The organism is Brevibacterium samyangense, from assembly GCF_039529845.1.
GTDB lineage: Bacteria > Actinomycetota > Actinomycetes > Actinomycetales > Brevibacteriaceae > Brevibacterium > Brevibacterium samyangense.
This window is the reverse complement of the sequence record NZ_BAAANO010000002.1, coordinates 21,568-41,330: the sequence shown is the minus strand read 5'-3', so window position 1 is coordinate 41,330 and position 19,763 is coordinate 21,568. Positions and strand designations below refer to the sequence as shown.

The window sequence follows — 19,763 nt, the reverse complement described above, 5'->3', positions numbered from 1 at the left end:
ATCAGAAGTGGTGCCTCACCGGCCCGCAGCACTCACTGCACCCCGGAACTCACCCCAGCTTGAACGGTGTCGGTTCGCCGAGGGAGAGCATGAGGCGGTTCGCCCAGTTGAAGAAGCCGGCCCCGTTGACGACGTCGATGATCTCGCCGTCGCCCAGCCCGGCGGCCCGCAGCCGGTCCACGTGTGCCTGGCCGAAGGACTCGGGGGTCGTCGTGACGGCAACGGCCGCCTCGGCGACGGCGTTCCACCGCTCGGACCCGAGGTCCGCGCCCACACCCTCGGCGAGCAGCCGCTCGATGTCCTGCTCGCGGCCCTCCGACTCCTGGTTCGCCCGGCGCGAGTGGATCGACGCGCAGTACAGGCAGCCGTTGAGCCGGCTCGCGACGGTCGCCGCGAGCTCGCGCTCGGCCGAGGGCAGCCCGTCGGTGAAGTTGAAGAAGATGTCGAGGTCCGTGAGCGTGCGTGCCTCGAGGGCATCGGGATCACGGGCGAGCAGCCGGAAGTAGGCACTCTTCGTGCGCTCCTTCTTCACGAGCGACTCGACCTGGCGCTCCGTGAGCTCCTCCTCGGCCGGCGGCGCGATCCACGGCACCCAGTCGAGGCCGCCCTGTCGGAACACCTCCGGCCGATCGAGGTCCGGGTAGCGGATGACCCGCACCGCGCCCGCAGGGATGTCCGCCCGAGGCGCCCCGGCCTGCGCAGAGCCCTCACCACCGGCAGCGCTCGGCCCACCGTCCGGCACCACCCCGTCCGAGCGCCCGCCGAGCACCGAGAGTGCCCCGGCGACCCGGATCTGGAACGACAGGAACGACACGAGCTGGGCGAGCGACACGATGCCGTCCTCGTCCCACCCGCCGTCGAACAGCGGCTGCAGTCGTTCCGGCGAGGCATCACGGGGGTGGAGCACGAGCATGTGCGTGTACTCGAACGCGGTGACGAGCTTCCCGCCGAGCGCCTCCGCCGCGACCTGCGGCACGCGGTACTCCTGGCCCGCCACGGACTCGGGCGCGAGCGGCGCCGGCGCGTACGCCCCGTACGGCCCCTCCTTCGCCGCCGCCGCAACGGCCGCGGTCACCGCCGCCGGCACGGACTCGTCCTCGTACTCGTCCCCGAGCAGCTCGAAGTAGAACTCGAGGGCCGCCCCGTCGCTCATGAGACCGGCGACGAACGTCGCGACCGCGTACCGCTCCCCGTACGAGAACCCACGCGGATCGCTCGGTTCGAGCAGCGCGACGAAGCTCTTCTGCGCGTTCTCCTTCGCCTGGGTCCGGTGGTCGCGCCACTGATCGAGTGCATCACCCGGCTGGATCCCGGCGAGCAGATTGATGATGTCGACGTCCGGAGTGGTCCGGGTCTCGAGCGTCACGGTGTGGTCCTTCCATTGGGGATGAAACTGGGGGTGGAGCCGGAACGCATTGCTTCGGGAACACCGCGCTCCGACCCGTCAGGACGCGACGGGGCTCGCGGTGAACTCCGAGCGCAGCACCGGGACGACCTCGGTCCCGAGCAGTTCGAGCGACCGCAGCGTCTCCTCGTGCGTCGCGGGCACCGAATGCACCTGGAACGACACCTCGGTCGCCTGCCCCAGGATCGCATCCTGTGCCATCCGCTCGAGGATCTCGTCCGGCGTGCCGAAATACGTGTCCGAGGCGAGGAGCAGCTCCTCGTCGGACAGTTCGTCCGCCTCGAATCCGAACAGCCGAGGCGCCACGCCCCGGAGCACGGCCGCCGTCCGTCCCAGCACCTCGGCACGATCCCGCGGATCGACCGCGAAGGCGGTGCGGGACGCGAGGATCCTCGGGGTCGCCCCCGCGGGCAGTGCCCGGGTGTAGGCGTCGACGACGGGCTGCTGGATGTCGGAGAGGGAGAACCCGGGTGCCCCGGAGCGCAGTGCCTCGGCGGAGGCGACCTCGTCGGGGCGCGGTTGCGTGCGCGAGAGCATGAGCCCGTCCCCTGCCGCCCCGGCCTTCTCGGCACCGGGTGCGGAGAACGTCGCCTGCCAGATGCGGGCGGAGAGCGCGGACGCGGGGGAGGAGGACGTGCCACCCGCCTCCGCAGCAGTCGGACCGCTCACCGCCGGGTACAGGCGGTGCCCGGTCCCGAGCTCGTGTCCGTCGAACAGCGTCCGGAGCACCCGGAGGTTCTCGTCGAACCGCGGGTGCCGCTCCTCGAAGGTCGTCCCGAACGCCGGGAAGGACTGCGGATTCCCACCCGAGCCGACACCGATCTCGAGGCGCCCACCACTGAGCACATCGAGCACCGCGGCGTCCTCCGCGAGGCGTACCGGGTTCTCCATCGGCAGGGTGATGATGCCGGTCCCGAGGCGGATCGACCGGGTGCGAGCCGCCGCGTGCGAAAGGAACACGAGCGGGGAGGGCAGACCGCCCTCGGCCCCGCTGAAGTGGTGCTGCGCGACCCACGCGGAGTCGAAACCGAGGTCCTCCGCCCGGGCGATCTGGTCGAGCGCGAACCGGTACCGGTCCGGCGCAGGTGCGTCCTCGAGCAGACGCGTGAAGAAGCCGATCCTCATGGGTCTTCCGATCCTCCTGCGCCTCAGCCCAGGCGCGGCTTCGGGATCGCGGCGAGCAGACGCTTCGTGTACTCCTGCTGCGGGTGGGCGTACACCTCGGAGGTGCGACCCGCCTCGACCTGGTGGCCGCGCGAGAGCACGGACACGGTGTCCGCGATCTGCCGCACGACCGCGAGGTCGTGGGAGATGAAGAGGTACGTGAGCCCGAGCTCGCGCTGCAGGTCGTCGAGGAGTCGGAGGATCTGCGCCTGCACCGTGACGTCGAGCGCGGACACCGCCTCGTCGAGGACGACGAGGCGCGGCTCGATGATGAGCGCGCGGGCGATCGCCACGCGCTGCAGCTGACCGCCGGAGAGCTCGCGCGGACGACGGTCGAGGAGCGCCGACGGCAGTGCCACTCGGTCGAGCGCCTCGACGATCCGGCCGGTGCGATCGGCCTTCGACCCGATGCCGAAGTTCCGCAGGGGCTCGGCGAGCGTGTACCCGATCGAGTGCATGGGATCGAGCGCCGAGTACGGGTTCTGGTGGACGAGCTGGACGGCCTGGTGGAAGGGCTTGCGCTCGCCCCGGCCGAGGCGTGCGGCGTCGAAGCCTGCGTCGCCCTTTCCGGTGCTGCCCTTTCCGGTGCTGCCCTTTCCGGTGCCGCCCGCCCCGGAGAGCACCGCCGCACCCGACTGCGGTGCGAGGAATCCGGTGAGAATCTTGCCGAGTGTCGACTTGCCGGATCCGGACTCCCCGACGATCCCGTGCGTCGTCCCCTCCGTCACCGCGAAGGAGATGTTCTCGATCCCGATGACATCCCCGTTCGCCGCCCGGTCGTACACGTGCGTGAGGTCGGTGACCTCGAGGATCGTCCGGCCGGTGGCGGTGGCGGTGGCGGTGGCGGTGGCGGTGCCGGTGCCCTGCGCCGCAGCGGTTCCGTTCGCCTCACCCGCCGGGACGGTGTCACCGGCCGGTGCCGCGTGCGCCGTGAGATCGACGAGCGAGGGCGCGTCCGCGAGCAGGCGCTTCGTGTAGTCGGACTCCGGGTTCTCGAAGATCTGCGCCGCGGTCCCGCGCTCGACGACCTTCCCCGCCTGCATGACGACGAGTTCGTCGGCGCGTTCCGCCGCGACCGCGAGGTCGTGCGTGATGAAGAGGATGCCGGCCCCGTCCCGGCGCAGATCGTCGAGCAGGTCGAGGATGCGCTTCTGCACCGTCACGTCGAGCGCCGAGGTGGGCTCGTCCGCGATGATGACGTCCGGTTCGAGCGCGATCGCCGAGGCGATGAGGACACGCTGCCGCATACCGCCGGAGAGCTCGTGCGGGTACTGGTCGACGCGCAGTTCCGGCCGGTCGATGCCGACACGTTCGAGCAGTTCGATCACCCGGGCGCGTGCCTGTGCCCTGTCGGCCCGCTTGTGGATCCGCAGCGACTCCGCGACCGAGGCGCCGATCGTCTTGAGCGGGTTGAGCGAGTTCCCCGGGTCCTGGGGGATGTAGCCGATCCGGGCGCCGCGGATCGCCCGCCACTCGGAGTTCGTCGCCTTCGTGAGATCGACCGCGCCGAGGCGGAGCGAACCCCGCGGGATCACCGTGTTCTTCGCGAGCAGACCGATGACGGCGCTCGCCGTCGAGGACTTGCCGGACCCGGATTCGCCGACGACCGCGGTCATCCGACCCGGGTGCACCTCGAGCGTCACCCCGGTGACGGCCTCGACCGTCTTGCCGGCCTTCGACCGGTAGGAGATCGCGAGGTCCTCGACGGACAGGAGGGCAGCAGTGGCCGCACCGGTGCCGGCACCGGCGGAGGTCGGTGCACCGACCGTGTTCGCCTCGGTGGGACGGGAGGTCGAGCCGCGGGGCGCCTCGGCGGTGGAGGAGGTGGCGCCGGCGGAGCGGCGCTTCGTGAGCAGGTTCATGAGTTCAACTCCCTGAGTGCGCTGCCGATCCGGTGGGTGGCGAGCACGACGAGCATGACGACGGCTCCGGGGAGCACGGTGAGCCACCACGCGGTGGCAACGAAGTTGCGGCCCTCCGCGATGATGAGGCCCCATTCGGGGGTCGGCGGCGGAGTGCCGTAGCCGAGGAAGCCGAGGGTCGAGATCTGGAGGATCGCGTAGCCGATCTGGAGGACCGCGAGTGCGAGGACGGCGTTGAGGCCGTTCGGCAGGACGTGGCGGGCGAGCACCGACCAGTAGTTGCCCCCGGATCCGTAGGCCGCGGCGACGAAGTCCGAGGTGTTGATCCGGACGGCCTCGGAGCGGGTGAGGCGCGCGAACTGGGCGATCGAGGTGACACCCACGGCGATCGCGGCGTTGATCGTGCCGAAGCCGAGGAGGATGACGATCGTGAGGCTCAGGAGCAGGCCCGGGATCGACAGGAGGACGTCGACGAAACGCATGAGGACGTCGTCGACGAACCCGCGCCGGGTGCCGGCGACGAGCCCGATGAGCGAACCGACGACGAGGCCGACGCCGACGGCCACGAGGGCCGCGAGCAGCGACTGCGAGGCGCCGTACACGACGCGCGCGAACACGTCGCGGCCCGTCTGGTCGGTGCCGAACCAGTGTGCTGCGCTCGGGGCGAGGAGCGCCGACGTGTGGCCGCCGTCGTTGGGGTTCTCGTTCGTGAAGAGCGTCGGCACGAGCGCCATGAGGACCGCGATCGCGAGGATCGCGATGGCGACCCACGTGAGCGGGGAGATCCGGCGGAGGCCCGCGAGAGCGGCCGAGGTGCGGCCCGCGGTGGCCGGACCGGCGCCGGGGGCGTGCAGGCGCGTGGGATCGGAGGTGAGGACGGTCGTCATCGGGTTGCCTCCCCGGTCGTGTCGGACGGTGTGGTGGCGGATCCGGTTCCGGAGACCGTGGAACCGGAGACCGTCGTGCCGGAAGCCGGCGTGCCGGCGGTGACGAGGTCTCCCGAGGCGCCGGTGCTCGGGGAGCCGGCGGGTGCCTCGGCGGGGGTCGTCTTCTTCGCGCCGCGCAGGCGGACGTCGATGACCGGGTAGAGGAGGTCGACGACGAGGTTGACGATCACATAGCCGACCGTGGCGAGGACGACGACGGCGAGGAGCACCGGGTTGTCGCGGTTCGCGACCGCCTGCGCGGTGAGGTTGCCGATGCCGTTGCGGCCGTAGACGGTTTCCGTGACGACGGCGCCGGCGACGAGTTCACCGAACACGAGACCGGTGATCGTGAGCGCCGGGAGCAGCGAGTTGCGGGCCACCGCGTTCACGAGGATCCACCCCTCGGTCGCGCCCTTCGCCTGCGTGACCTTGACGAACGGCTGGGCGCGGACGTCGGTGATCGACTGGATGAGGATCTGCGCGATCGGTGCCGAGAGCGGCACCGCGACCGTGAGGGTCGGGAGGATGAGGCTCTCGACCGGTCCGGGTTCGACGACCTTCACCCAGCCGAAGGAGAAGGAGAACACCTGGACGAAGATGATGCCGAGCCAGAAGACCGGCACCGAGATGAAGATCGAGGGCACCGCGTCGAAGATGCGGCGGATCCACGCCTGACCGCCGTAGGTCGCGAGGACCGCCACGACGATCGCGAGGACCATGGCGGCGAGGAAGCCGCAGGTGGCGAGCTGGATGGTCGAGGGCAGAGCGGCCGCGACGAGCGTGGAGACCGCGGCACCGGAGTTCACCGAATAGCCGAAGTCGCCCTGCAGGGCGTTCGTGAGGGCCAGCCAGTACTGCGTGTACCAGGGGGCGTCGGCACCGTACTCGTTCCGGATCCGTTCGATCTCCTCCGGCGGCAGGCCGAGGGCGGGATCCGCGTAGCGGGCGAGGACACCGTCACCGGGCAGGATCTGCAGGAGGATGGAGGTGATCGTATAGGCGATGAAGAGGACGAGGACGGCCTGGCCCACACGGAGGGCTGCGTACTTGAGGTTCATGCGTTCTCTCCTGCCAGCCAGGTGCTGTAGAAGGCCGGGCGGCCCACGGGTTCGGTCTCGAAGCCCTGCACGGAACGACGGAACGCGAAGACCTGCGGTTCCTCGAAGAGCGGCAGCACGTACGCGTTCTCCGCGAGGTACCGCTGGAACTCGATCGCGGCCTCGTTGCGTTCCTCGTCGGTCGGGCGGGACGCCATGAAGTCGAGGAGGCGGTCCACCTCGGGGTCCGGGGGAGCGATGTCCGTGCCGGTGTCCGTCTCCGCGTTGAGGAACGCATTGCGGTTGACGGAGTGCCAGTTCGAGCGGACGTTGTCGTAGTCCGCGCGCGCGACCATCGAGTGGTAGACGTTCACCTTGTCGATGTCGAGGGAGTTGATCGTCTGCTGGGACTGGTCGCCCTCGTTGATGATCCAGTCGATGCCGACCCGGCGCAGGTGCTGCTGGACGACCGTCTGGACCTCGCGCGAGCGCGGTTGCGGGAGGGCGATGTTCACACCGATCCGGAGGGTCTGCCCGTCCTTCGTGCGGAGCGCGTTCGATCCCGCGGGACGGGTCCACCCGGCCTCGTCGAGGAGCCGTTCGGCCTCCTCCGGGTCGTAGACGAAGTACTCCGCGAGGTCGACGTAGCCCCACGCGTTGGAACCGATGATGCCCTTCGCGAGCGGGAAGTTCGGGGTGAAGAGCTTGTCGACGATCTCCTGGCGGTCGATCGCCCGGATGAGCGCCTTCCGCACCCGGATGTCCTGGAGGAAGCGGTGGCGGAAGCGGAAGCTCATACCGTTGTTGATGCCGTTCGTCGCCTTCGCGAAGACCTGGAGTCCGGACTCCTCGATGCGCTTCTCGTCCGGTGCCTGGAGGTCGCGCAGGCCCTCGACCTGGTCGGACACGAGAGCGCCAACGCGCACCGAGTACTCGCCGTTGACGAGGTAGTCGATGCCGTCGAGGTACGCGCGACCCTGGTGTTCGAGGTGCGGCGGCGCCCAGTCGTAGTCCTCGCGGACGCGGACCGAGAGCTTCGTGCCGATCTCCTCGTCCGTGATGTGGAAGGGACCGGAGGTGATGATCTTGGTGGCGCTGCCGGGGCCGAAGCCCTCGGAGTCGAGGTCGAGCGTCGAGTTCGCGAGCAGGCCCTGGTTCATCGTCGACACCGCCTGGACGAAGCCGAGGGACGGCGCGGTGAAGTGGAACCGGACGGTGTAGTCGTCGAGCACCTCGGCCCGGTCGTAGTTCGCGATCTGCTCCGACACCGTGAGGGCCCGGGCGGGATCGCCCTTGCCGTAGAGGTCGAAGTTCTTCGCGACGTTCGCGGCGTCGAGCACGCTGCCGTCGGAGTAGGTGACGCCCTGCCGGATGCGGAAGGTGAACTCGGTGGCCTCGTCGTTGATCTCCGGGAGGTCCTCGGCGATCCACGGGTAGAGCTCGAGGGTCTCCGGGTCCTGCCACAGGAGACGGTCGGAGATGTTGTTCATGATGCCGCCGTTGGGGTAGAAGCCCACGCCCGGCGGGTAGAGCATCGTCCACGTCTGCGGTTCGAAGTACGTGAGGACGCCACCGGTGACGGGGCCCGCGGCGGTGTCGATCACCTCGGTGTCCGCCGGGGTGCAGGCCGCGAGGGTGAACAGTCCTGCCATCGTCGCCCCGAGGCCGAGGACACCGCGGCGGGTGACGTCGTACGCGGTGGGGGCGGGGCGGGGGGTCCGGTCCCGGTGCTGCGGGAGCCCGGGGTGGTGGGCACGATGTGCCGTCATGGGCGTGGTGTTCCTCTTCTGTGGACGGATCCGCGGAGGGTGGATGTGAGTCGGCCGGCGTACGGAACGAACGATCGGTGAGGGGCGTTCGGGTACAGCCAAGCAATGCCGACGGCGGGGACGCGTTCCGCGGATCGAACAATCAGGTGAATTGCGGCGGGTGGGGCAGGCGGGCTGCCGGCAGCCGGCACGTGCGGGCTGCCTCGGTCGAGGGCATGCGACGGGGCTGCCCGTCGGACGACCGCGGGTCGGTTCCGTCGTCGGAACCGGTGGCGGAGCTCAACAGCTCACGGTCGTGACGAGCATGAGATCGATGTGCAGTCGGCGCCAGCCCCGCAGCGAAGTCATGGTCGTGATCACGGATCGAGAATAGGCGCCTGCACACACCCCGAACAAACCGGTCCTGACATGGGCACTCTTTTGATGTCACAAAAGGACACGGAACAGGACACGGAGGGGGTCTCCGTCCGATGGGGTGGGGTTTCCCCGACGGTCTCCCGGAACCGCGGGCCCGGGCCCGAGGCGCCCGCTAGGTTGGGGAGGTCTCCCGCCTCACCGAACCGAGGACCTCCCATGACCTCCTGGCTCACCCGGACGAGCTTGCGCAACCGTCTTCTCGTCGGCCTCATGGCCGGCATCGTCGCTCTCTTCGGCGTCATCGCGACGACGAACCTCAACCAGGAGCTCGTCCCGGACACAACTTATCCCTCGGTGTCCGTCCAGGGTGCGCTTCCGGGGGCCTCGCCGGACATCGTCGAGGAGACCGTCACGACACCGCTGGAGACCGCGCTCGACGGGATCACGGGCGTCGACACGGTGTCGACGACGACCACCTCGGGCGCGGTGTCCGCGATGGTGTCCTGGGACTTCGCGGAGGACTACGACGAGATGTTCGGGGCCGTCCGCACCGCCGTCGACGGGGTGCGCGCGGAGTTGCCGGCGGACGCGATGCTCGAGACCTACGGCAGCTCTCTCGACGACGTGCCCGTCGTCGTCTTCGCGATCGCCGACAGCGCCGCCGGCGACGAGGCTTCCGGTGACGACGCCGACACCGCCGCGCTCGGTGAGCGGGTGGAGAACGTGCTCGTTCCCGAACTCGAGGCGGTCTCCGGAGTCTCCGACGTCCAGGTCGGCGGGCTCGTCGAGGAGGAGGTGCGCCTGAGCTTCCGGCCGGACGACGTCGAGGAGCACGAGGTCACAGTCTCCGCGGTCGCCCAGGAACTCGAGGCCGCCGGCGTCGTCGTTCCCGGCGGGCAGACCACGGTCGACGAGCGGACCCTCGCGATCGAGGTCGGTTCCTCCCTGTCCTCGGTCGAGGACGTGGCGGACGTCCCGCTGCGGACGGCCGACGGGACGGTGCGCCTCGGGGATGTGGCGTACGTGTCGCTCGCACCGGTCGAGTCGCAGTCGATCACCCGCGCGAACGGCCAGGACGCGCTCACGGTGTCCGTCCTCAAGGACTCCGAGGCGAACGTCGTCGACGTCTCCCACGGGGTCACGGAGGCGATCGACCGGGTGAAGGCGGACCTCGGCGGCGGAGTGGAGACGACGATCCTCCTCGATCAGGCGCCGTTCATCGAACAGTCGGTGCACAACCTCGCGGTCGAGGGCGGACTCGGCCTCGTGTTCGCGATCCTCGTCATCCTCTTCTTCCTCGCGTCGTTCCGGTCGACGGTCGTCGCGGCGATCTCGATCCCGCTCTCGCTCCTCGTCGCGCTCATCGGCCTGTCGCTCGGCGGCCTCACCCTCAACATGCTCACACTCGGGGCGCTCACGATCGCGGTCGGTCGCGTGGTCGACGACTCGATCGTCGTCATCGAGAACATCCGCCGACGCCAGGGCACGCGCGCACTCACCGCGGACGACATCGTCGCCTCGGTGCGGCAGGTCGCCGGGGCCATCACGTCCTCGACCCTCACGACGGTCGCGGTGTTCCTCCCGATCGCGTTCGTCGCCGGCGAGGTCGGCGAACTCTTCCGCCCCTTCGCCGTCACCGTGACCCTCGCGCTCCTCGCCTCGCTCCTCGTGGCCCTCACGATCGTGCCGGTGGTGAGCTACTGGTTCCTCCGTGAGGCGCCTCGGCCGCTGAGCCCGGAGAAGCTCGCGAAGCTCGAGGCGAAGGACCGGGCGTTCATCGAACGCCAGGAGGCCGCCGCCGAGAGACGCCGGGCCCGGCGCCAGTCGCGGATCGACGCGAAGAACACGAAGCGGGCGGCGAAGGGCCTTCCGCCGCTGCCGGCCGCCACCGCCGAGGCGCCCCTGCGTCCCGGCACCGGCGGCGAGTCCGCGGACCCCGTCGACGGGCTCCAGCGGGCCTTCATGCCCCCGATCCGGGCGGCGCTGCGCCGCCCGTGGGCGACCCTCGGGGTGTCCGCGGTGCTCGTGCTCGTCACGGGTGTGCTCGCGACCGGACTGCGCACCGATTTCCTCGGTGACACCGGGCAGAACCTCGTGTCCGTGACGCAGGAACTGCCCGTCGGCACCTCGCTCGCGGCGAGCAGCGACAAGGCCGCCCTCATCGAGGAGGTCATCGCGGCGGATCCGGACGTCGAGTCCACCGTCACCTCCGTGAGTGCCGGTTCCGGCAGTGCCGTGAACTCCTTCACCGTCACGCTCGTTGAGGACGCGGACGTCGCGGAGGTGACTGCGCGCCTGCAGACCGCGCTCGACGGGCTCGAGGACGCCGGTGAGGTGCTCGCCGGCTTCGGCACGGGACAGCAGGACGTCGAGATCGCGATCGCGGGCACCGATCCGGCCGCTCTCGCCGAGGCCGCGGACCTCCTCACGGAGAAGGTCGCGGAGCTCGAGGGCGTGCAGTCCGCGACGAACGACCTCTCCGCCGACCAGCCCGTTGTGCGGATCGCCGTCGACCGGGCCGCTGCGGCCGAGGTCGGCTACTCCCAGGCCGAGGTGGGGGCCGCCGTCGCCCAGTCGCTCGCCGGTTCCCCGATCGGCACCCTCACGCTCGAGGGGAAGGAACGGAACATCGTCATCGCCCCGGAGGTCTCGAATCCGAGCGTCGAGGAGATCGCCGCGCTCGCGCTGCCCGTCACCCAGGTGCAGACCGCGCACGCGCAAGAGGAGGCGCAGGACGCGATCACCGAGGAACAGGACGCGATCTCCGAGGAGGCGCAGGCGGAGGCCGAGGAACAGCAGCAGGAGGCGATCGAGGCCGCGGAGGACGGTGCGGAACAGGCCCGCGAGCAGCTCGACGAGGCCCGGTCCGCCCTCGAGGAGGCGCAGAATCCGAGTGCCGCCCCGGCGGTTCCGGATCCCGCGCAGATGGCCGCCGAGCAGATCGCGCAGCTCGAGGAGGCCGTCGCCGCCGCCGAGGACGGGGTGGAGGCCGCCGACGAACAGGTCGACGACCTGTACGCCGCCCAGGAGAAGGCTGCGGAGGACCGCGCGACCCAGGAACGCCTCACGGAACAGTCCGAGGCGATCCCGGACATCACCGGCGAGGCGGTCACGGTCGGCGACATCGCCGAAGTCACGGAGGAGAACGTGCCGGCCGCGATCAACCGGGACGACGGTGTCCGGCAGGTGACGGTCCTCGCGACGCCCGAGGACCAGATGCTCGGCGTCGTCTCCGTGGGAGTCCAGCAGCTGATCGCGGACACGGACCTGCCCGACGGGGTGACCTTCTCCGTGGGAGGTGCGAGCGCGGCCCAGCAGGAGGCCTTCACCCAGCTCGGGATCTCGATGCTCCTCGCGATCGTCCTCGTGCTCCTCGTGATGATCGCGACGTTCCGGTCGTTCGTGCAGCCGCTCGTGCTGCTCGCGTCGATCCCGCTCGCGGCGACGGGAGCGGTCGTGCTCCTCGTCGTCACGGGGATCCCGCTCGGCATCCCCGCCCTCATCGGTCTGCTCATGCTCATCGGCATCGTCGTGACGAACGCGATCGTCCTCATCGACCTCGTGAACCACCTGCGCGCCGACGGGCTGCCGCTCGAGGACGCGCTCCTCCACGGCACCCGCCTGCGTCTGCGGCCGATCCTCATGACTGCGGCGGCGACGGTGTTCGCGCTCCTGCCGATGGCCTTCGGACTCACCGGCGGTGGACTGTTCATCTCGCAACCGCTCGCGATCGTCGTCATCGGCGGGCTCACCTCGTCGACGCTCCTCACGCTCGTCGTCGTCCCGGTGCTGTACGAACTCGTCGAACGGCGGAAGGAGACCCTCGCCGCCCGTCGGGAGGAGAAGCGGGCGGCGAAGCAGGCACGCCGGGAAGCCGAGCAGGAGCGGCCGGTGGCCGAGGTCGGCGCGCAGTAGCACGAGTTTGCCCCGCCGGCAGTGGATCATTCGGGTGCCGGCGAGGCGAAGTCGTGGAACGGCCGGGCGGATCCGGCGGCGGAGCGGAGGTGTCGCAGGTAGCGTGTGTCACATGGCCCACTCACAGACACCCACCGAGCAGATCCCCGCGGGTTCGCCGTTCGCGCCGACCCTCGACCACCTCGTCATCGCGGTACCGGACCTCGCGGCCGGGATCGCGGAGTTCGCGGAACTCTCCGGTGCCGAGGCGGTGCCCGGCGGTTCCCACCCGGGCCTCGGGACCGCGAACGCACTCCTGCGCATCCGCCCGGTAGGGTGGGGTGCTGATGCTCTGACCTACCTCGAGATCATCGGGCCGGACCCGGAGCAGGATCCGGCGTCGGCGGCCTCCCGTTTGCAGGGTGTCACGGGGATGACTCTGCAGCGGTGGGCCGTTCACCCGGAGGACTTCGACGCCACGGTCGCCTCGGCGCGCGCCGCCGGGGTCGACCTCGGCGAGGTCCACGACATGTCCCGGGCGACGCCCGACGGCGGCACCCTCGAATGGCGACTCACCCGCCGTGCCCCTCTCGCCCTCGGCGGCGTCCAGCCCTTCCTCATCGACTGGCTCGACTCGCCGCACCCGGCCCTCGTCGATGCCCCGCTCGTCGAACTCGTCGACTTCGAGGCACTCGCCCCGGACGTGGAGGCCACCCGGGCCGCGCTCGCGGCCCTCGGTGCCGCGGTGATGCCGGTGCACGAGGGGGACCACCACGGACTGCGGGCGACGTTCCGCAGCCCGAACGGCGAGTTCACCGTCCTCACCTGAGCCATACTGGCCCCGACCCACCGTGCGCGTTCGTCGTCAGGAGATCCCCATGAGCATTCCCGCCGCCTTCGACCACCTCGTCCTCGCCGTCCCGGACCTCGAGGAGGGAGTGCGTCGCTTCACGGAACTCACGGGCGTCGTGCCGACCGCCGGTGGCCGGCACCCCGGGAAGGGCACCGCGAACTACCTCGTGGGGCTCGCACCGGCCGGCTGGGAAACCGGTGACGGCAGTGATGCTGTTGGCGGCGGTGGCGCGAAGGCCCTCACGTACCTCGAGATCATCGGGCCGGACCTGGAGCAGACGCTGCCCGAGGGAACCCCGTACTCCTTCGACGTCGACAAGCTCACAGAGATGACCCTTCGGACGTGGGCGATCCACCCGGAGGGCTTCGACGAGCGCCTTGCGGCCGCCGAGGCCGCGGGGGTCGACTACGGCTTCGCCTCGGAAATGTCGCGCACGACCCCGGACGGCGAGCTCCTCGAATGGCGTCTCACCCAGCGTTTCCCGCTGCCGGCCGGAGGGACGCAGCCGTTCCTCATCGACTGGATGGACTCGACGCACCCGGCGCTCACGGACATCGGGATCATCCGTTTCGACTCCTTCGAGGTCGTCACCCCCGACGTCCCGGGCACCCGGGCCGCTCTCGAGGTGCTCGGCGCCGCCGACACGGAGGTCGTCGAGGGGTCCGAGTACCGGATCCGCGCCACCCTGAGCGGTCCCGCCGGCAGCGTGAGCTTCGGCGACTGACGCGGCGCCTCGGCCGTCGGGTCCCCAGGTCCCTGTCCGACCGCTGCGGTGACAGACGCACGACTTTGCCCTGACGGCAGCGGTTCACCCGGCTGCCGACAGGGCAAAGTGGTGCTGTCGTGGCCGTGCCTCGCGCGACCGCTGCCACCGGCCGTGCCCCGCGCTCCGCACGCCTCAGCCACCCCGCCCGTTTCCTCCCGGACACATGCGCCATCTCGGACGAAACAGGCGTTTTACCGGCTGTATACACCTCGGGCGTTCACGCGCTGTTTGTATATAAGAACCCGATCCGAGTGATGTGTATCACAGGAGGTTCTTGTGCGTTCCCGCTCCCGGCATGCCCACGCCGAGCAGTTCCGGTCCCGACGGCGTCGACTCCGTCCGGCGCTCCTGCCCCTCGCCCTCGGGGGAGCGGTGCTCCTTGCCGTCGCCGGCTGCATCCCCGTGCAGCCGCTCGAATCCCCCGGTGATCGCACGAACATCGTGGAATCGGTCCTCCCCGAGGACCCGGACCGGATCGTCGAGGGCGGCACCCTCACGATGGGGCTCTCCTCGGAGCCGGACGCGCTCGATCCCACGACCTCGGGCTCGCTCTACACGCGGTACGTCATGCAGACGATCTGCCAGAAGCTCTACGACATCGACGGCGAGGGCGAGATCGTCCCCCAGCTCGCGACCGCGCTCCCCACCTGGTCCGCCGACGGGAAATCCGCCACCATTCCGCTGCGCGAGGGCGTCGTCTTCGCCGACGGGGAACCCTTCGACGCCGAGGCGGTCCTCACCACCCTCGACCGTCACCTCAATCACCCGGAGTCGGGTCGGGCCGGCGAACTCGGCCCCATCACCGGTATGGAGGCGGTCGACGACCACACGGTGCGGGTGGACTTCGAGGAGACCTTCGCCCCGTTCACCGCCTCGCTCGCGGACCGGGCCGGCATGATCCTCAGTCCGAAGGCGATCGCGGAACTCGGTGACGACTTCTTCACGAACCCCACGTGCGTCGGGCCGTTCAAGTTCGTCCAGCGCATCCCGCAGACCTCGATCACGGTCGAACGCGATCCCCTCTACTACGACGCGGAGAACATCCACCTCGACCGGATCGTCTACCGGATCATGAGCGACGGGAACACGCGCGCCGCGAACCTCCGCTCCGGCGACATCCAGGTCGCGGACACCCTGAGCTCGAACGACTTCGATGCGCTCAAGCAGGAGGACGGGATCGAGACGCTCCAGGTCGGATCCTTCGGGTACCAGGCCCTCTACGTGAACATGGGCAACCGGAACGGGGAGATCGAACCCTTCGACACCCCGCTCGCGACGGAGCCACGGATCCGCGAGGCCCTCTCGATGGCGATCGACCGGGAGACGCTCGTGAACTCCCTGACGAACGGCTGGAACGAGGCCGCGTGCACCCCGGTGCCTCCCGCCTCGTACTTCGCGACGCCGGAGAACACGAAGTGCCCCGAGTACGACCCGGAGGCGGCCCGTGCCCTCATGGAGGAGACGGGTGTCGAACTGCCGTTCGAGATCGACATGAAGGTCTCGAACACCGCGGGGTCCATCCGCTACGCCGAGGCGCTCCAGGCCTCCGTCGAACCCGCCGGCTTCCGCATCAACCTCGTCCCGACCGAGTACACGACGATGCTCGCGGACCAGGAGGTCGGGAACTACGAGGTCGCCCAGTTCGGGTGGTCCGGCCGCGTCGACCCGCACAACAACGTCTACAACTACGTGCACCAGGACTCGGCGACGAACCGGGTGGGTCTGGCCGACCAGGAACTCTCGGACCTCCTCGACTCCGCCGCCGCCGTCACCGACGTCCCCACCCGCGCCGATCGCTACGCGGACGTCGTCGAGCGGATGCAGGAGATCAACCCGATCATCTACCTCTACCGCACCCGCTCCCTCACCGCGCACACCTCGGACGTGAGCGGTATCCAGGTCTACGCCGACGGCGTCGTCCACCTGTCCCACGCGGCCTTCGTGGAGGAAGAGGAATGACCATGCTGCGTTTCGTGCTCGTCAAACTCGGCCAGGCGGCCATCACCTTCGTCCTCGCGGCGGTTCTCATCTTCCTCGGGATCCGGGCCCTTCCCGGCGACCCGGCGCTCATGGCCGCCGGAGAGGAGGCCACGCAGGAACAGATCGAGGCGGTCCGGGCGGAGCTGGGCCTCGACCAGCCGCTCGTCGTCCAGTTCTTCGGCTTCCTCGGGGACGTCTTCACCCTCGACCTCGGCGACTCCTACGCGACCGGCGCCTCGGTCCTCTCGATGCTCACGACCGCGCTCCCGGTGACGATCTGGCTCACCGTCTACTCGGTCGTCATCGCGGTCGTCATCGGCGTCGTCCTCGGCCTCGTCGCCGAGCGGTACCGCGGCAAATGGCCCGAGTCATTCGCGAACGCCCTCGCCCTCCTCGGCCTGTCGATCCCGAACTTCTGGTTCGGCATCCTCGCGATCGTCGTCCTCGCCGTCACCTTCGGACTGTTCCCCGCCTCCGGGTACGTCGAGTTCTCGGAGAACCCGCTGCGGGCGCTCTACTACCTCACGCTCCCGGCGATCGTGCTCGGCACGGGCCTCGCCGCGGTCATCGCCCGGCAGACCCGCGCCTCGATGATCGAGACGATGGGCACCGACTACGTCCGCACCGCCCGTGCGAAGGGCCTCTCCCGCGCCCGGGTGCTCCTGCGGTACGGACTGCGGAACTCGCTCATCGTCCTCGTCACCATCGTCGGTCTGCAGCTCGGCGGGCTCATCTCCGGGGCGGTCGTCACCGAACGCATCTTCGCGCTCCCGGGGATCGGCCAGATGACCCTCGACGCGGTGTTCAATCGCGACTATCCGGTCATCCAGGCGGTCGTCCTCGTCGTCACCGTCGCCTACATCGTCATCAACCTCGCGGTCGACGTCCTCTACTCCGTCGTGAACCCGCGGATCCGCATGGAAGGAATGGCCTGATGTCCGCTCCCGAGACCACGACCGGCACCACCACCTCCACCTCCGGCTCCGCAGAGCTCGGCACCGCGCCCGGCACCGCGCCCACCACCGCCGAGGCGTCCAGCACCTCGGCGGCCCGACCCGGCCTTCTCGCCGGGCTGCTGGCGGGGCCCGGCCGGGTCCGGGCGTTCCTGCGGAGTCTCCTCGGCAGCCCCTCCGGGGCGATCGGCACCGTGCTCGTGCTCCTCGTCGTCCTCGTCGCGGTCCTCGCGCCGGTCATCGCCCCGCACCCCTATGCGCAGGTGAACTTCCGGCTGCCGTTCCAGGTGCCGTTCACCGAGGGGTTCCTCCTCGGGACGGACGACCTCGGGCGTGACGTGTTCTCCCGCCTCGTGTTCGGGGTCCGGGCATCGCTGCAGGTGGGATTGCTCGCGGTGCTCCTCGCGGTCGTCGTCGGGGTGCCGCTCGGGCTGCTCGCCGGGTACTGGCGGCCGGCAGACGCGGTGATCTCCCGGCTCAACGACGTCGCGCTCGCGTTCCCGTTCCTCGTCCTCGCGGTCGGTTTCACCGCGATCAACGGGGCCTCGCTGCAGAACGCCGCGATCGCGCTCGGCATCGCCGCCGTCCCGACGATGATCCGGGTGGTCCGCGGTGAGACGCTGCGGATCAAGGAACTCGACTTCGTCATGGCGGCGAAGGCGACGGACGCGCCGCTGTGGCGGATCCTGCTGCTGCACATCATGCCGAACGCGGCCTCGGCGATCATCGTCCAGGCGACGGTCATCCTTCCCGGTGCCGTGCTCGGTGAGGCGACGCTGTCCTTCCTCGGGCTCGGGATCCAGCCGCCGAACCCGTCCCTCGGGATCATGCTCTCGGACACCCAGGGGTACATTTACCGGGCACCCGAAGGCGCGGTGTGGCCCGGTCTCGCAATCCTCGTCATCTGCCTGGCGTTCAACATGTTCGGCGATGCGCTGCGGGACGCCCTCGACCCGAGTACCCGGAAAGGCTGATCCCCATGAGCTTCACGGCTCCCAGCGAATTCACCACCCGACCCACCCTCGAAGGCACGTTCGGCATGAGTGCGTCGACGCACTGGCTCGCGACCGCCTCGGCGCAGGCCGTGCTCGAACGCGGCGGCAACGCCTTCGACGCCGCGGTCGCCGGGGCCTTCGTCCTCCACGTCGTCGAACCGCACCTCAACGGTCCCGGCGGTGACATGACGGGTGTGTTCGCGACCGCCGAGGAGCCCGCGAAGCCCGTCGTCATGATGGGACAGGGACCGGCACCGGCGGGTGCGACGATCGACCACTACACGGGCCTCGGTCTGCAGCTCGTCCCCGGTTCCGGTGCGCTCGCCGCCGCGATTCCCGCCGCCGTCGACGCCTGGCTCAAGCTCCTCGAGGAGCACGGCACGTGGGAGCTCGCGGACGTCCTCGAGTTCGCGATCGGCTACGCGGAGAACGGGCACGCGATCGTGCCGCGCGTGGCGAAGACCATCGGCATGGTGAAGGACCTGTTCACCGAGCACTGGCCGACCTCCGCCCAGCTGTGGATGCCCGGGGGAGAGGTGCCGCAGCCGCACCAGGTGATGAAGAACCCCGCGTACGCCGAGGTGCTCAAGGGGCTCGTCGCCGCAGGTGAGGGCAAGGAGACGCGGGCCGAGCGGGTCGCTGCTGCGCGTGAGGAGTGGCGCACCGGGAAGGTCGCGCAGTCGATCGCCGCGTTCGTCACCGCGCCGCACCGCCACTCGAACGGTGGCGATTACGCGGGCGTCATCACCGCGGCGGACTTCGCCGGATTCGAGTCCTCGTTCGAGGACGCCGCCACCATCGAGTTCCGCGGTTTCACGATCGCGAAGACGAAGGCGTGGGGTCAGGGCCCGGCGCTCCTCCAGACGCTCAAGATCCTCGAGGGCTTCAGCGACGAGGAACTCGATCCGAGCACCGAGGGCGGTGCCCACCGCATCCTCGAGGCGCTCAAGCTCGCGCTCGCCGACCGCGACACCTACTACGGTGACGAGCACGTCGACCTCGAGTACCTGCTCTCGGACGACTACGCGGCCGAGCGTCGCGCGCTCATCGGGGACACCGCTTCGCACGAGTTCCGTCCCGGCACGCTCCCGGGGGTTCCGAACCCCGTCCTGCCGATGCTCTCCTCCGAACTCCCGGTGGACGCGCAGACCCCCGAGGTGCTGAACCGCATGGGTGTGGGCGAGCCGACGGTCTCCAAGGACGGCGAGGTCAAGGGCGACACGTGCCACATCGACGTCGTCGACCGCTGGGGCAACATGATCTCCGCGACCCCCTCCGGCGGCTGGCTGCAGTCCTCCCCGGTGATCCCGGAGATCGGATTCCCCCTCGGGACCCGGCTCCAGATGAACTGGCTCGACAAGGACAGCCCCTCGCACCTCGAGCCCGGCAAGCGCCCCCGCACCACGCTCACCCCGACGCTCATTCTCAAGGACGGGCAGCCGGTCATCGCGATCGGCACTCCCGGCGGTGACCAGCAGGACCAGTGGCAGCTCCTCGCGATCCTCCGGATCCTCGTCGGCGGGTACGAGCCGCAGCAGGCGATCGACGCGCCCGCGTTCCACACGACCTCGATGCCCGGTTCCTTCTGGCCGCGCACGTGGACGCCCGGTGGTGCCGTCGTCGAGGACCGCCTCGGCGAGGACGTCATCTCCGGACTCGAGGCACGCGGACACGTCGTCACCCGTGCCGGTGACTGGGCACTCGGCCGCATCTCGTGCGTCACCCGTGACCCGGAGACCGGACTTCTCACAGCCGCCGCCAATCCGCGCGGCAATCAGGGATACGCAGCAGGAAGGTGAATC

The 19,763-nt window shown here is 70.0% G+C and carries 13 protein-coding genes; 7 read left to right on the top strand and 6 right to left on the bottom strand.

The genetic code is table 11. The features are described 5' to 3' along the window. Window positions 1-49 precede the first annotated feature (49 nt). From ABD172_RS00445 to ABD172_RS00420, 6 genes are all read right to left on the bottom strand, one after another. A complete protein-coding gene (locus tag ABD172_RS00445; protein WP_344305925.1) occupies window positions 50-1,366 on the bottom strand; it encodes an alkylhydroperoxidase domain protein in 1,317 nt (438 codons plus the stop codon). Window positions 1,367-1,444: 78 nt separating this feature from the next. Beyond that, entirely contained in the window at window positions 1,445-2,530 is a 1,086-nt protein-coding gene (locus ABD172_RS00440; RefSeq protein WP_344305924.1) for a putative FMN-dependent luciferase-like monooxygenase, read from the bottom strand. A 23-nt stretch (window positions 2,531-2,553) separates the two neighbouring features. After that, window positions 2,554-4,431, bottom strand: coding sequence for a dipeptide ABC transporter ATP-binding protein (locus tag ABD172_RS00435; protein WP_344305923.1), 1,878 nt, complete (start codon window positions 4,429-4,431; stop codon window positions 2,554-2,556). Continuing rightward, a complete protein-coding gene (locus tag ABD172_RS00430; protein ID WP_344305922.1) occupies window positions 4,428-5,318 on the bottom strand; it encodes an ABC transporter permease in 891 nt (296 codons plus the stop codon). The genes ABD172_RS00435 and ABD172_RS00430 overlap by 4 nt, the downstream gene beginning before the upstream one ends. Then, window positions 5,315-6,415 (bottom strand): ABC transporter permease, encoded by a 1,101-nt coding sequence (locus ABD172_RS00425; RefSeq protein ID WP_344305921.1) that lies wholly within the window; start codon window positions 6,413-6,415, stop codon window positions 5,315-5,317. The genes ABD172_RS00430 and ABD172_RS00425 overlap by 4 nt, the downstream gene beginning before the upstream one ends. Next, window positions 6,412-8,163: a TIGR04028 family ABC transporter substrate-binding protein gene (locus ABD172_RS00420; RefSeq protein WP_344305920.1), complete on the bottom strand. Its 1,752-nt coding sequence runs from the start codon at window positions 8,161-8,163 to the stop codon at window positions 6,412-6,414. Before ABD172_RS00420 ends, ABD172_RS00425 begins: the two co-directional genes overlap by 4 nt. Before the next feature lie 573 nt (window positions 8,164-8,736). Here ABD172_RS00420 and ABD172_RS00415 point away from each other — a divergent pair. The 7 genes from ABD172_RS00415 (at window position 8,737) to ABD172_RS00385 (ending at window position 19,760) form a co-directional block, all read left to right on the top strand. Continuing rightward, entirely contained in the window at window positions 8,737-12,435 is a 3,699-nt protein-coding gene (locus ABD172_RS00415) for an efflux RND transporter permease subunit (protein ID WP_344305919.1), read from the top strand. A gap of 112 nt (window positions 12,436-12,547) precedes the next feature. Next, window positions 12,548-13,243: a VOC family protein gene (locus tag ABD172_RS00410; protein ID WP_344305918.1), complete on the top strand. Its 696-nt coding sequence runs from the start codon at window positions 12,548-12,550 to the stop codon at window positions 13,241-13,243. Window positions 13,244-13,292: 49 nt separating this feature from the next. Beyond that, window positions 13,293-13,991, top strand: coding sequence for a VOC family protein (locus ABD172_RS00405; RefSeq protein ID WP_344305917.1), 699 nt, complete (start codon window positions 13,293-13,295; stop codon window positions 13,989-13,991). Window positions 13,992-14,309: 318 nt separating this feature from the next. After that, window positions 14,310-15,992, top strand: coding sequence for an ABC transporter substrate-binding protein (locus tag ABD172_RS00400; RefSeq protein WP_344305915.1), 1,683 nt, complete (start codon window positions 14,310-14,312; stop codon window positions 15,990-15,992). Further along, on the top strand, window positions 15,989-16,948 hold the full coding sequence (locus ABD172_RS00395; RefSeq protein WP_344305914.1) for an ABC transporter permease: 960 nt from the start codon (window positions 15,989-15,991) through the stop codon (window positions 16,946-16,948). The genes ABD172_RS00400 and ABD172_RS00395 overlap by 4 nt, the downstream gene beginning before the upstream one ends. Next, window positions 16,948-17,940: an ABC transporter permease gene (locus tag ABD172_RS00390; RefSeq protein ID WP_344305913.1), complete on the top strand. Its 993-nt coding sequence runs from the start codon at window positions 16,948-16,950 to the stop codon at window positions 17,938-17,940. The genes ABD172_RS00395 and ABD172_RS00390 overlap by 1 nt, the downstream gene beginning before the upstream one ends. Window positions 17,941-17,945: 5 nt before the next feature. Next, complete coding sequence (locus ABD172_RS00385) at window positions 17,946-19,760, top strand: gamma-glutamyltransferase family protein (RefSeq protein WP_344305912.1); 1,815 nt, start codon at window positions 17,946-17,948, stop codon at window positions 19,758-19,760. Window positions 19,761-19,763: the final 3 nt, after the last annotated feature.

Excerpts from the sequence above, each read along its gene's own strand:
- ABD172_RS00440 (WP_344305924.1), bottom strand. The coding sequence starts at position 2,530 with ATGAGGATCGGCTTCTTCACGCGTCTGCTCGAGGACGCACCTGCGCCG.
- ABD172_RS00435 (WP_344305923.1), bottom strand. The coding sequence starts at position 4,431 with ATGAACCTGCTCACGAAGCGCCGCTCCGCCGGCGCCACCTCCTCCACC.
- ABD172_RS00430 (WP_344305922.1), bottom strand. The coding sequence starts at position 5,318 with ATGACGACCGTCCTCACCTCCGATCCCACGCGCCTGCACGCCCCCGGC.
- ABD172_RS00425 (WP_344305921.1), bottom strand. The coding sequence starts at position 6,415 with ATGAACCTCAAGTACGCAGCCCTCCGTGTGGGCCAGGCCGTCCTCGTC.
- ABD172_RS00420 (WP_344305920.1), bottom strand. The coding sequence starts at position 8,163 with ATGACGGCACATCGTGCCCACCACCCCGGGCTCCCGCAGCACCGGGAC.
- ABD172_RS00415 (WP_344305919.1), top strand. The coding sequence starts at position 8,737 with ATGACCTCCTGGCTCACCCGGACGAGCTTGCGCAACCGTCTTCTCGTC.
- ABD172_RS00410 (WP_344305918.1), top strand. The coding sequence starts at position 12,548 with ATGGCCCACTCACAGACACCCACCGAGCAGATCCCCGCGGGTTCGCCG.
- ABD172_RS00405 (WP_344305917.1), top strand. The coding sequence starts at position 13,293 with ATGAGCATTCCCGCCGCCTTCGACCACCTCGTCCTCGCCGTCCCGGAC.
- ABD172_RS00395 (WP_344305914.1), top strand. The coding sequence starts at position 15,989 with ATGACCATGCTGCGTTTCGTGCTCGTCAAACTCGGCCAGGCGGCCATC.
- ABD172_RS00390 (WP_344305913.1), top strand. The coding sequence starts at position 16,948 with ATGTCCGCTCCCGAGACCACGACCGGCACCACCACCTCCACCTCCGGC.
- ABD172_RS00385 (WP_344305912.1), top strand. The coding sequence starts at position 17,946 with ATGAGCTTCACGGCTCCCAGCGAATTCACCACCCGACCCACCCTCGAA.